The organism is Streptomyces sp. NPDC047453 (assembly GCF_040643155.1).
Lineage (GTDB): Bacteria > Actinomycetota > Actinomycetes > Streptomycetales > Streptomycetaceae > Streptomyces.
In genome coordinates, this window is record NZ_JBEYTS010000057.1 from 15892 (window position 1) to 28155 (window position 12264).

A 12264-nucleotide genomic window follows, 5' to 3' on the forward strand; every position below is an offset into this window, starting at 1 on the left:
CACAGTGCCCCTGGAATGCGTGAACGGGACGCGGGGGATGGAGGAACGGGTGGCAGGGGCTGCAAGGGCCGGGGAGGCGGAGGAGTTCGCGACGCTGCTGCGGGAGCTCAAGGACCGATCGCAACTGAGCTACGGGGCGCTGGCCAAGCGGCTGCACATGAGCACTTCGACACTGCACCGCTACTGCAACGGCATTGCGGTCCCGAACGAGTACGCGCCGGTGGAACGCCTGGCACGGTTGTGCCGGGCAACGCCACAGGAACTCGTGGAACTGCACCGGCGCTGGATCCTGGCGGACGCGGCACGGGGGCGCAGGGAGGACCGGGTCCCGGCGACGCGGGGGAAGGGCGGTACCACCGTGGATCCCACCCCGGCGAAGGATTCCCCCCAGGGGGCCGGTTCGGCCGGGGTAGCTCCTGCGGCCGGTTCGCCGCAGGCGGTTGACACCGCTCCGGCGGCGGATTCGGCGGATTCGGCGGAACGGGTGGGCGCGGAATGCCTGACGGAGCCGGGCTCGGCAACGCTGCCGGGCTCCGCCGCGGCCCCGGCCCGGGGAACGGACTCGGCCCGCACAGCGGCATCGCGGGGACGGGGCGGGGACGGCGAGCCGGTTGTCGTCGGTGTGGTGCGAGGACCCGCGGTGCCACGGCGCCGCCGTATCGCGCTGATCGCCTCCGCCGCGGTGGCCGCCGTGCTGGGGGCCGTGGTGCCCGTCGTCCATCCGCTGGCGGGCGGAAACGGGAATGACGCGCGGGACGAGCAGGCAGCCGGTCCCACCGCAATCAGCGGCACGGCCGACGCCACACCGGCCGCCGCCCCGTCCGCGAGCGGGCAGAGCCGCATGTCGTCCGCGTCGGCCTCCGCCTCTGCCACCGGCTCAGGTGCCTCGCGGGGCAGCGGCACGCAGAGTGCGGCGGCAGAGCCCACCGGCGGCAGCGGCACCGACGCCACCCCGCTCACCGTCGGCACCCGCCCCTACGTCTACGACGACTCGTGCAGCCAGCACTTCCTCGTCGACAGCGCACCCGAGCAGGTCGGCCCGCCCGCGAACGAGCAGGACGCCCCGCGCTGGGCCGCAGCGCAATGGCGGTCTCCTCGGGCGAACAGCGTGTCGCCCTGACGATCCAGGGCACCGGCGCGGACACCGTCGTGCTGGAGGCGCTGCACGTACGCGTCGTCGCCAAAGGAGTGCCGCTCGCCTGGAACGACTACTCGATGGGCGTCGGCTGCGGCGGGGGCGTCGAGACCAAGTCGTTCGACATCGACCTGGACAACGGCAGGCCCACGGTCACCGTCAAGAACGGCCAGCGCGACTTCCCGTACAAGGTCAGCGAGTCCGATCCGGAGGTCTTCTACGTCACCGCTCACACCAAGGCCCACGACGTCCGTTGGGACCTCACCCTGGACTGGTCCAGCGGCAGCCGTCACGGCACCGTCCACATCGGCAGCAACAGCACCCCGTTCCGCACCAGCGCCGACGTCGGCCGCCCCGGCTACGACTACCCGCTGGGCGGCAGCGACTGGATCGAACGGGAGAGCTGACAGGTCCGGACGGACCGCGCCGGCGAGTCGGGTCCGACGACACGGCACTGCAGGAATCTGTGTACCTCAGGACGGCCCGGACACTGGTCAGCCTGCCTGGCTGCTGTCCTTGTACGCGCCCCAGCCGTGCCAGCGCTCGATCTCGATCCAGGCGTTGACCCGCGGCCGGTCTCGTTGGGCGTAGGGCGTGCCGAGGTACTGCCGGCTGAGCCGGTCGATGCCAGCGAAGTCTGAGTCGTTCCGGATCTCAGCGACCCGGCCGATGAGGCTGATGTGGTTGTACCAGTTGACTTCGTCCAACGCGGTGAGGGTGACTCGTGGGTCGTTGCGCAGATGCTCCAGGCGCTTGCGGCCCTCGTCCATGTTGACCAGGACGCGGCCGTCGTCTTCCCATAGGTACCAGGTGGCGGTGGAGACGGGCTGGCCATCCGGCCGGAGCGTGGTGATGACCGCCGGATTGGCCTTTTTGATCATGGCGATCGCATCGGGGGCAAGCGGAGGCTTCGACATCGTGCTTCTCCTCGACAGCCGTACCTGTGGGGCCCAATTGCTGTGACCTCGTACACGCTGTCACATTTCACGTGGAGACGAGCTGTACACGATGCTCGCCGATAAGACGGTGCTCGTGTGGGCGAACGACGTCCTGCACGGTCTTCACCGCCTGGTCCTCGTCGCGCGGGCTCCGCGACGCCTCACGACGCCTTGAGCACCGCGGTCACGATGGGCCCCGCCGAGTCGCCGCCGTGGCCACCCTGCAGGACCAGGCCGGCGGCTGCCACGTCGCCGCGGTAGGCGGTGAACCAGCCGTTGGGCTTTGCCTGGCCGTCGATCTCGGCGGAGCCGGTCTTCGCGCCGACGTCGGAGCCGGAGACGCCACCCATGGCGCCCGAGGCGGTGCCCGAGCGGGCGGTGAGGCTCATCATCGACTTCAGGTCGGCGCGGATGCCGGACGGGAGGCCGGCGCCGGCCGCGGCGAGCGGGCTGTCGATCAGCTTCGCCGCGACGATCCTCGGCTGATGGAACGTGCCATTTTGCACGGTCGCCGCGACAGCGGCCATGTTGAGCGGGCTCATCTGGATCTGGCCCTGCCCGATCATCTCCTCGTCATCTCGTCGCCGCTGCCGCCCGGCACGCTGCCGTCGTACGCCGGCACGCCCACGTTCCAGGTCCGGCCGAAGCCGTAGTACGTCTTCGCCGCGGCGGGGACCGATGACTCGGCGAGGGTGCCTGCCAGTTTGATGAAGCCGGTGTTGCAGGAGATCGCGAAGTCCCACTGGAAGGTTGCCGAGAGGTCTGAGGAGTTCTCGACGTTGCGGAACATCTTGCGGTTATCGAAGTTCGTGGTCGCCGGGCATGGTGCCGGCTGGGAGGGCCGCACCCCGGCCTCGAGCAGTGCCGTCGATGTGATGCCGCCGGTGGTGGTGTCCACCGCTGCGACCGACGACTGGGCGCGCTGGGTGACCGCCTGCTCGGCCGCGGCCTGAAGGCGCGAGTCCAGAGTCGTGGCAAGGTCGGCAGGCGTGCCACGGGCGATGACGTGCAGGCTCTCGCCGAGGCCGCCGTCAGGATCGTTGATCCAGGTCTCGATGCTCGGCTTGCCGCCGCTCACTTTGCTGGCGTAGCGCTCGCGCAGTTGCGGCAGGACGGCCTTCAGGGACGGGTAGTTGCCGGCGTCGAGTTGCTTCCCGTTGCGGTCGACCACCACGACGTCCGGCGACTTCGCGTGGCCGGTCTCCAGCGACTGGCCCTGCGTCAGCTGTGGATGGAGCACGGACGGCTGCCAGTCCACCAGCGGCTTGTGGGTGGTCTCGCCTCGGAAGACGGTGAGCGCGGAGTCGTAGGACCAGGTCGACCGCATCGGTGAGATGCACATGGAAACAAGCAGCGGCCCAGGAAGGAGGCTGCTGCGGCTGAGTGCCGTCGGCTCCTCTCGTCTCGCGGTCGCTGCCCCAGGCGGGCGGCGGCCGCGAGCCAGGGCGCGCCGACCCGGTCCCGCGTGTCGCGCAGATCACCAGCCCCGCTCGCGCTCACCACCGGACCGAGCACCGAACCCGGTCCCCTACGCCCGCTCCTGGGTCTCGGTGAAGGCGACCTACGAGCTGACGGTGACCGGGCCGGAGAAGGACATGCTGGGCGAGATCCGGACGATCGTCATCTTGTGGAGGACCGGGCTCCCCCGCGACGGAAACTCGGATGCGGGTGCCGCACGGCCACCCTAGGCTGCGCTCGCGTGGAGGGCGAGGAACCGTATCGGCCGTCAGTGGATCGGAGATGCACAGGGTATGACCAGTCAACTGTTCGCGATCTGCTTCAATGCGACCCGGCCGTCGGGCCTGGCGCGGTTCTGGTCCGGGCTCCTGGGCTGGGAGTTGGCTGACGGTCCGGACGACGACATCGCGATCCTGCCCCCTGATACCGCCGGGTTCCGCATCCGCTTCCTGCCGAGCCAGGAGCCGAAGATCGGTCAGAACCGAGCGCACTTCGACCTGACCAGCACCTCCCCGGAGGATCAGCAGCAGACGGTGGCCAGGGCCCTGGAGTTCGGCGGGAAACACATCGACGTGGGCCAACTCCCGGAAGAGGGACATGTAGTGCTCGCCGATCCAGACGGCAACGAGTTCTGCGTCATCGAGGCGGGCAACAAGTTCCTCGCCGACACCGGCTTCATCGGAGCGCTGGCCTGCGACGGTACGCAGGAGGTCGGTTACTTCTGGAGCGAGGCGCTGCGGTGGCCGCTGGTCTGGGACCAGGACCAGGAGACCGCCATCCAATCGCCGAACGGCGGTACGAAGATCACGTGGGGTGGTCCTCCGGTGGCGCCGAAGACGGGTACGAACAGGCTTTACTTCGAGTTGGCGCTCCCCACCGACGCCGACTGGGAGGCGGAGGTCGACCGCCTGATCTCGCTCGGCGCGACGCGCACCGACACCGGCGAGGGCGACGGCAGCCGGGCGCTGATGCTCGACCCCGACGGCAACGAGTTCTCCGTACAGAGGCCCCGGTAGCGGGGCTGTTGTCGGTGACGGTGTTTCATAGGCACGCCTGTGAGACACCGTCACCGGGCGGACGGGTCCAGGGCTTCAAGCAGTTCAGCGGACTCACCTCGAAGGCCCGCGGCCCCCTGCTGGACGGCGGGACTTGGGATGAGTACCCCACCGGTACGGCAGCCGGGTAGCCGGTGCCTGACAGGCAGACCTGGACGCGTGCTTGCGTTCGTTGCGGTCAGCCGGTCAGCCGGTCAGCCGGTCAGCCGGTCAGCCGGTCAACCGGTCAACCGGTTGGGCGGTGCGGCGGGAGCGGGCCAGAGCCAGCCGGCCGAGGACCGCGGCGATCAGCCCCAGCAACAGGGCCATCGCGCCACCGACTACTCCGTTGCCGGTGCCGGGACCACCATCGGCGACGGCAAGATTCAGCGCGCCGACGACCATGCCGAACAGCCCCGCCACCATGGCCACAAGGGCCCTGCTTCGCCTGTTGCCGGCGCCGGCACGACCGGCGGGGCGGGTCAGAGCCAGGCCACCGATGACCACGCCGGCCAGCGCCACCAGAGCGGCCGTGCCGCCCACGAGTCGCCCGGTGGTCACGCTGTAAGCCGCGGCCAACTGGGCCGAGCCATGCGCCGCCGCCGCGGCAAGCGCAAATCGGACTGACATAGGGTGCTCCTCCTACGACTGGACGTCGCCCGATCATGTCTGCCGGACCCGCATCTGGTCGTCCGGCGGGCGCAGACAATTCGCGCTGCCGCCGATGCCGCATCCGGCTACCGCGGACGCTGCGGGAGTCGCGAAGGTACCGCGTGTGCGGTACCCGGCCGATCATCCGCGCGCTGGAGTCGGCTGAGCTCGCCCGGGTGCGGTCCCCAGCCCTCTTTCACCCCTGCCCACGCGCCTGGGAAGCTTCCCCGCCAGGCGTGGCAGGCCCGCTCGCTGTTCACCCTTCCCGGCTGCCGTGCACCCCCGTCCCACAGCTCCACGCGGTCGTTCGTGTCCTCTGAGTAACAACTTTGTGGTCCTGGGATGTTGACGAAGCAAAGTTCTGGGGCCAATGTTGCTGAACGTTTGCCGCTTACACCTAACCTCACCTCCGGAGGTCCTTGTGTGTGACCTGCACGATCAGCATGAGCACGAGCACGAACCTCTGAACTCGAGCGGCCCCACGCTCAGCAGACGACGCATCATGCAACTCCTCGGCGCTGCCGGCGTGACAGCCGCCGCGATGACCGCGGAAGCCGACCCCGCAATGGCAGCCGCCGCGGACGACAGCCCGGCCGCCGGCTACCACGCCCCCACGGGACTCGCCCAGGACAGCCCCGCCAAGGCCTCCGCGCTCGCCTGGATCACCGCCAACGCCGACCAGGTCACCGGGCTCAACTCCGAGATCTGGGAGAACTCCGAACTCTCGCTGCGCGAGTGGAATTCCTCGCTCGCCGAGGCGGCGTTCCTGGAGAAGGCCGGATTCCGCGTCGAGTTCGGCACCGCGGGTTTCCCGACCGCGTTCACCGCGACCTTCACCTCCGGCGGCGGCGGACCAGTGCTCGGCTTCAGCGGTGAGTACGACGCGCTGCCCGGCCTCTCACAGAACAAGGGCGTCGGCCACCACGACCCGCGCGAGTACATCCATGACCCCTTCGCGCCCAGCTATGGCCCCGGTCACGGCTGCGGGCACAGCGCGCTCGGCACGGCCGCAGCCGCCGCGGCGGCCGCCGTCGCGCAGGCGGCGAAGAAGCACAAGCTCCCAGTGACCGTGAAGTTCTTCGGCTCAACAGCCGAGGAGGCGCTGATCGGCAAGACCTACGCCGTCAGCAAGGGCGTGTACGACGGCCTGGACGCCTTCCTCGACTGGCACCCGTCGACCGCCAACGCCACCGGGTGGGGCTCCACCACCGCGATGACCGCAGTCACCTTCACCTTCCTCGGCGTCGCAGGCCACGGCGGCACCCCGCTGGGCAACAAGAGCGCGCTGGACGCGGCCGTGATGATGGCGACCATGTCGGAGTTCCTGCGCGAGGAGAACCTGGCCCCCTCGGGACGGCTCCACTGGGTGATCAACAACGGCGGCGACATCCCCAACGTCACCCCTGAGATAGCCGAGATCTCCTACTACGTACGCGAGGGCAGCCCCGCGCGCGTGCAGGTGCTCCTGGACAAGGTCATCGCGGTCTCCGAGGCCGCCGCCAAGGCCAGCCAGACCAGCGTGCGCCACCGCATCACCTCGGCCTGCTGGAACCAGCTGCCCTCCAAGTCGTTCGCGGAGCTGCTGCACGAGAACATGCGGCAGATCGGACCGCCCCAGTTCACCGACGAAGCGCATAAGCTCGCCAAGGACCTCCAGGCATCCCTGGGGCTGCCGCAGAAGGGCATGCACGACACGATAGGCGACCTCGCTCCGCCCAACCCGGCCTTCCTGGGCGGCGGTTCCACGGACGTCGCCGACATCAGCTGGAACGTGCCGACCGTCTCGATGGGCGCCGCGCTCGCCCCCATCGGCACCAAGATGCACACCTGGTCCACCGCGGCCTGCGCCGCTGCTGCCCCCGGCCAGGCCGCCGTGCTCGCGGCCGCGCGTTATCTGGCGGCCACCGCCGTCGACCTCGTCACCCAGCCCGACCGGCTCAAGGAGATCAAGGACGAGTTCAAGGAGCGTACGCGCGGGGTGCAGTGGAAGACGGCACTGCCCGACGGGTACGAGCCGCCGATGTACGAGCCCCCGGAGTGGTTCCTGAAGAAGACCGGCCAGAAGTGGCCCCCGAAGAACATCACCTGGCCGCCCCAGCGGATCGTCTCCCAGGAGAAGTTCTCCTCCCTGGGCCCGGACCTCGCGCCCCAGAAGTAGGAGGCCGTGCCCGAGAGCTGAGCCGTGGTGCGGGGCGCCGACGAGGAGTCACGGGCCCCGCACCACCTCATCGGCCTTCCGCCGCGTACCGGCATCCTTGGTCGAGGGGAGCGAGCGGCTGCTCTCCCGCGCCGCCTTGGCCCTCGTCTCGGAAGCCGTGGCACGCCTGCACCGGGAGAACGGCGTCGTGCTGCACACCGGCGCACAGGTGACGCGACCGCACGGGACCGCAGGACGGGTCAGCGGCGTGGAACTGGGCGACGGCCGGGTGCTCGCCTGTGACACCGTGCTCGTGGCCATCGACGTCGTCCCCAACGACGCCCTGGCCCAGGAGGCGGGACTCGCCTGCGAGGGCGGCATCCTGGTCAAGGTGCCCGCCCCCGGCACCTCCCAGCGCTGCTCGGCCTGCAGTTCCACCCCTGCGGGCAGCCGGGAGTCCCAGGCCGTGTTCGTGTGCAAGAACCCGGGCTGCGTTGTGGTCGGGCAACGCCGACCACAACGCAGTCCGGAACATCTTGCACCTGTACCGGATCCACCTCGTGGCGATCCCGGCTGCTGGAAGAGCGGTCGCCAGCCGCGCTCGTCGCGCCAAGCCTCCCACCGCAAGATAGGGCGGAATCTCCCCCGTTCACGGGGGAGAGCGCTTCAAAAGTGAGCGACCGGCGTTGTCCTCAGGGCGTGCCGCTCAGGGCCTGCCAGGTGCCGTTCAGCGGGCGCTGCCCGTATCCGGCCTTGGACCAGTCGCAGACGCCGGTCGGGAAGATCTCTCGCAGCCGGCGCAGTTCCGCGGTGCTGAAGTCGACCGCGTAGTCGGCGGCGTTCACCGGCTTGCGGTGGCAGGCGACGACGTCGTCGGTCAGCGGCGCTCCAGCGACCAGCCGCGGCGTCGGGTACGCGGGGTACAGCTTGCCGCACCGTCCCCGGTTGTCGTACGTCAGCCGCTCGGTGATCTTCCGCGGCTGCGTGTCGCGGGTCCAGCAGGCGTCGTTCAGGTCGGCGGGCTTGCCGACAGCCACCTTCCGTGCGAGCGGCCGGTCGGAGTGGTCGGCGGTGACCGACGTCAGCCAGGCGTCCATCGCGGTGAGCGCCTGCCGCAGCACCGGGCTCTCGAGGCTGAAGTAGCCGTAGCGGTCGTCCTCTTCGAGCATCACGTGGTTGTCGGCGTTCCCGTTCGCTGCGATGAGCCGCGCCCTGGTGGAGAAGCCGTGCACCACCATGTGGATGTCGCCGCCGGACGCGTGGTCGGTGTAGGCGCGATAGTCGATGATCGGCGTGCTCGCAAGACCGCCGCCGCCCGACAGGATGCGCCCGGTCCTGTACGCCGCCATGGTGGCCGTGATGTCGGCCCGGGTCCGCTCTGCGGTGTGCCGGGCGTCGCGGTCGATGCCGCCGATGTCGGCGTTGAGGTCGAGGAACTGCTCCTTGGTGATCGTGCCTTTGTTGAGGGCGTCGAGGCCGTACTGCACGCCGACGTTGTCCAGGGGGCGCAGCGCGAAGCCGGTGCGGGGCTCCCGCCCGTAGACGTTGACCGTGTGGTCGTAGACCGTGGCCCGCGCGCCGCCGGGGTTGTGCTCCGCGTCGTAGCGCTGGTCGGTCGGCATGCCGGCGGGGAACTCGGCGTCGGGGTCGAGCCGCTTGGCCCCGTCGCTGAGGTTCGGGATGGATTCCCGCACGCCGAAGCCGGAGACGGCCCGCTGTTGCTCGGCGCTGAAGCTGCCGGGTGCGGTGTCGGTGAAGTAGTGGTCGAGCAGCCGCGAGTCGAGCAGTGTGAAGTTGGTCGCGGAGGCGACGTCGGGGAAACTGCAGCCGACGACGATGCCGTTCAGCAGGCCCGGGTAGTTGTCGGCGATCTGGTGGCTCTGGTACGAGCCTCCGGAGCAGCCCCAGCCGATGGTGAACCGCGGCGTCCCGTACCGCTCGATGAAGCGCTCCTTGACCATCATCGTGGACTCGGCGGCCAGCAGGTCGTTGCAGTTCTGGCCGAAGACGTTGAGTGAGGACGACGCGACGGCATAGCCGCGGCGCAGCATCTCCGGGTCCAGTACGCCACCGGTGGCGTCGCCCTGGGTGTACCAGCCGGCGCGGCAGCCGCCGCCGAAGGTGTAGATCAGGCGGCTGTTCCAGCCCTCGCTGGGCGTGACCGGGTCGGGCTCGGGCCGCGCGGGGTCGTGCAGCATGGCGATCTGGTAGATGGCCCGGTTGACGGTGCCGGTCTCGATGCGGATGAGGAACGGAACCGTGGCGCCGGTCGTCGTCGTGGTGTGCGCGAGGTCCGCGGGCCGGACGTCGCGGTCCGGGAGCGGTTTGATGGAGCCGTCGGTCGAACGGTACGCGTAGTCGACCCGTGTCTTCGCGGAGCAGTCCTTGTCGAGGGCAGGGCCCAGGGTGGACCCGTCGACGAGCTTGAACGACTCCGTGGCGCACAGGTACGGGCGCTCGTGCGGACCGCTGATGACCGGTCCGGTGATCGGATGGTTGCGCACCTCGAGGACGTCGCGCACGGCCCGCGCGCCCGGCGCGTCGCCGACCGTGGCGGCGATGCGGTTGCGGCCGTCCGCGAGCCCGGTGACCAGGCCGGTGAGCCCGTGACCGTCGGCGTCGGGGGTGAACTGTCCGGTGACATCGGTGCCGTTGCGGGAGACACGGACCTCGCCGGGCCGGGTACCACCGGGCACGTGCACGTGGACGAGTACGTCCCCGCCGGTGACGAATCCGGGGTGAGTGGAGACGGAGGTGACGGCGAGACGGTCCTGGCCGCCGTCGGCCGCGGGCCCCGCCGCGAGGAGCGTCGCCGCGGCGACGACCAGCGCGGTGGTGAGACCGATCCGCCGTCTGCGGCGGCTGACCAGTCGTCTGAACAGGGACACAGTGGGCCTCCCATCGGGGGTCAGTTCCCGGGACGTACGCGTTGTCCATAAGCGCATACGTCACCCTGTGGCAGGCCCAGCGGGTGCGACAAGGGGCCTTGGTCACGCTCCCGTAACGGGAGTGACATCCCCGGGGATACGAGCGACAGAAACCAACCGAGATCCGGCGTCGGAGCGCGGTCCGCTTTGCCGGAAGTGGAATGGGGTGTCCGAGTGGGGCCCGGCGGGAATCCTGACGGCGCCGGCCGGGCCCTTCTTCAAGGGTCGCGAAACGCTTTCCTCCTCGCGGGCGGTAGCCGGGTCGCGCAGCGGCCGTGGGCCGCCCCCGCCGGGGCGGAGACCCGGAGTGCTTGCTCGCGGGAGACGGCCGTTGCCGGGTGCCGGCCATGTGGCATCGGCCGACGTGCACTATGGTCGGCGGTCGGCCTTGGCCGATGCCCAGCTCGATTGTCCAGGGCGGCATCGGCGGCGTAGAGGGCTGCTCGCCGCGGCGCCGCTCGGCTTCCCGGTGCCGTCCACGGGCGATCCAGGCGACGACCCGGGCCAGCGCGCGACTTGAGCGGAACGCTCGCGCTGTGGTCGCATGGGGGCGATGACCTCCAGACCTTCCGCAGTCTCCGCAGCACGAGTACCGGTGAGCCGTGCTGCCCAGGACGGCACGGCCCCCGTGACCGACGTTGAGGCCGGTGCCGACGACGGCGACACACCGGACCAGCCATCGGCACACGACGACGAGGCCGGTCCCGGCGCCGACTCGGATACGGATGCAGGCGCGGACACCCGCGACGACGCCGAGGCCGGCCCCGCGGCCGAGGCTGGCGCCAAAACCGAAGCCAAGGCCGCCACCGCCACCGACGACACCGGCGGCACGGACACCGCCGCCCCCGCCCCCGAGTACGGCGAGTACGGCAAGGACGGCAGGAAGGACCGCCCGCGCGCCGGGCGCAAGCCCCGCCGCATCGTCCGGCGGGCCGTCAAGACGCTCGCCGTGCTCGTCGTCGTGCTCGCGTTCCTCGCGCTCGGCGACCGGTGGGCCGTGCTCTACGCCCAGGATCTGGCGGCACAGCAGGTGCAGAAGGCGCTGAGGCTGCATGCCGCGCCGGAGGTGCACATCGACAGCTTCCCGTTCCTCGGGCAGGTACTCGCGGGCGGCGTCGACCACGTCGAGGTCAGCGTGCCGCACGTCGACGCCGGGCCGGTCTCCGTCGCGCAGGTGCGGGTGAACGTCGACGACATCCGGATCGTCGGCAGCCTGCCGTCCTCGGTCAAGGGTGTGGTGCTGGGCCGGGTGCGCGGCGACATCCTGCTGGACTTCAAGGACCTGAACCGCGAAGTCGGCGCGTCGCAGGTCCACTTGAGCCCCGGTCCGGGGAAGAACACGGTGCTGGCCCGCGGCGAACTGCCGGTGGGCGGCCGGCAGGCCCAGGTCCGCGGGCGGGCGCAGCTGCGGCGGGTCGGTGACCGCGGCCTCGCCATGAGCGTGCGGGACCTGCGCGTGGTGGTGCCCGGCCTGCTCACGTACGTGCCGGGCAAGGGCGGCGGCCTGCAGCTGACCGCGGCGGCCGCCGACCGGATGGACGAGGACGAACTGCGACAGGCGGCCGGGAAGGACGTCCGCCCGCAGCAGAAGATGAAGGGCCTGGTGCTGGACGCGCTTGTGCACCATCCGTCGGTGCTGAAGCCCACCGGCATCGATCCGTCGCTGATCCAGGGACTGCAGAAGCTCCAGGAGCCGAAGGTCGCGCAACAGATGGAGTTCTCGGCGCAGCTGCCGGACGACCTCCCGGGCGATATCCGGCTGCGCGACATCTCGGTGGCGAAGGACGGAATCCGGGCCCAGCTGACCGGAAAGGACGTGCGGCTCAGCCGATGATGACCCGCCCGCTGCACGGGGCTCACGGGGCTCTCAGGTCGTCGCTCGGTCTGCGTTTGCCTGAGGAACAGCCTGTCGTTCGTGATCCGCGCCCTGCCCATCCCAAGCGTGGAGGCTTGTTCTAGCGGCGACCGTCGCCGTCTATGTCTC

8 protein-coding genes and 3 pseudogenes are annotated in these 12264 nt (G+C 70.3%); 6 read left to right on the top strand and 5 right to left on the bottom strand.

Annotated elements, in window-relative coordinates; genetic code table 11:
• The first annotated feature begins 37 nt into the window (after window positions 1–37).
• Window positions 38–1542, top strand: a pseudogene (locus tag ABZ818_RS32285) (helix-turn-helix transcriptional regulator).
• Window positions 1543–1629: 87 nt separating this feature from the next.
• Here ABZ818_RS32285 and ABZ818_RS32290 read toward each other — a convergent pair.
• From ABZ818_RS32290 to ABZ818_RS32300, 3 genes are all read right to left on the bottom strand, one after another.
• Window positions 1630–2052, bottom strand: coding sequence for a PPOX class F420-dependent oxidoreductase (locus tag ABZ818_RS32290; protein WP_361422486.1), 423 nt, complete (start codon window positions 2050–2052; stop codon window positions 1630–1632).
• 182 nt (window positions 2053–2234) lie between these two features.
• Window positions 2235–2639 (bottom strand): penicillin-binding transpeptidase domain-containing protein, encoded by a 405-nt coding sequence (locus ABZ818_RS32295; RefSeq protein WP_361422489.1) that lies wholly within the window; start codon window positions 2637–2639, stop codon window positions 2235–2237.
• A complete protein-coding gene (locus ABZ818_RS32300) occupies window positions 2636–3400 on the bottom strand; it encodes a hypothetical protein (protein WP_361422492.1) in 765 nt (254 codons plus the stop codon). The genes ABZ818_RS32295 and ABZ818_RS32300 overlap by 4 nt, the downstream gene beginning before the upstream one ends.
• A gap of 424 nt (window positions 3401–3824) precedes the next feature.
• On the opposite strand from ABZ818_RS32300, the gene ABZ818_RS32305 reads away from it, so the two are divergent.
• Window positions 3825–4547, top strand: coding sequence for a VOC family protein (locus ABZ818_RS32305; RefSeq protein WP_361422495.1), 723 nt, complete (start codon window positions 3825–3827; stop codon window positions 4545–4547).
• A gap of 249 nt (window positions 4548–4796) precedes the next feature.
• Here ABZ818_RS32305 and ABZ818_RS32310 read toward each other — a convergent pair whose 3' ends face one another.
• Window positions 4797–5195 (bottom strand): DUF6223 family protein, encoded by a 399-nt coding sequence (locus ABZ818_RS32310; RefSeq protein ID WP_361422498.1) that lies wholly within the window; start codon window positions 5193–5195, stop codon window positions 4797–4799.
• Window positions 5196–5757: 562 nt separating this feature from the next.
• On the opposite strand from ABZ818_RS32310, the gene ABZ818_RS32315 reads away from it, so the two are divergent.
• The 3 genes and pseudogenes from ABZ818_RS32315 to ABZ818_RS32325 form a co-directional block, all read left to right on the top strand.
• Entirely contained in the window at window positions 5758–7374 is a 1617-nt protein-coding gene (locus ABZ818_RS32315) for an amidohydrolase (RefSeq protein ID WP_361422501.1), read from the top strand.
• 136 nt (window positions 7375–7510) lie between these two features.
• Window positions 7511–7681 (top strand): annotated as a pseudogene (locus tag ABZ818_RS32320) (FAD-dependent oxidoreductase); the annotation flags it as partial.
• 45 nt (window positions 7682–7726) lie between these two features.
• Window positions 7727–7985, top strand: a pseudogene (locus tag ABZ818_RS32325) (zinc ribbon domain-containing protein); the annotation flags it as partial.
• A gap of 60 nt (window positions 7986–8045) precedes the next feature.
• Here ABZ818_RS32325 and ABZ818_RS32330 read toward each other — a convergent pair.
• Window positions 8046–10241: a DUF6351 family protein gene (locus tag ABZ818_RS32330; RefSeq protein WP_361422504.1), complete on the bottom strand. Its 2196-nt coding sequence runs from the start codon at window positions 10239–10241 to the stop codon at window positions 8046–8048.
• Between the two features lie 667 nt (window positions 10242–10908).
• Here ABZ818_RS32330 and ABZ818_RS32335 point away from each other — a divergent pair.
• The gene (locus ABZ818_RS32335) at window positions 10909–12114 is read left to right on the top strand and encodes a DUF2993 domain-containing protein (protein ID WP_361422507.1); all 1206 of its coding nucleotides are present in this window, start codon (window positions 10909–10911) and stop codon (window positions 12112–12114) included.
• Window positions 12115–12264 lie beyond the last annotated feature (150 nt).

Coding starts and splice junctions, on each gene's coding strand:
- ABZ818_RS32300 (WP_361422492.1), bottom strand. CDS start 3,400: ATGCGGTCGACCTGGTCCTACGACTCCGCGCTCACCGTCTTCCGAGGC.
- ABZ818_RS32305 (WP_361422495.1), top strand. CDS start 3,825: ATGACCAGTCAACTGTTCGCGATCTGCTTCAATGCGACCCGGCCGTCG.
- ABZ818_RS32295 (WP_361422489.1), bottom strand. CDS start 2,639: ATGATCGGGCAGGGCCAGATCCAGATGAGCCCGCTCAACATGGCCGCT.
- ABZ818_RS32310 (WP_361422498.1), bottom strand. CDS start 5,195: ATGTCAGTCCGATTTGCGCTTGCCGCGGCGGCGGCGCATGGCTCGGCC.
- ABZ818_RS32315 (WP_361422501.1), top strand. CDS start 5,758: ATGACCGCGGAAGCCGACCCCGCAATGGCAGCCGCCGCGGACGACAGC.
- ABZ818_RS32290 (WP_361422486.1), bottom strand. CDS start 2,052: ATGTCGAAGCCTCCGCTTGCCCCCGATGCGATCGCCATGATCAAAAAG.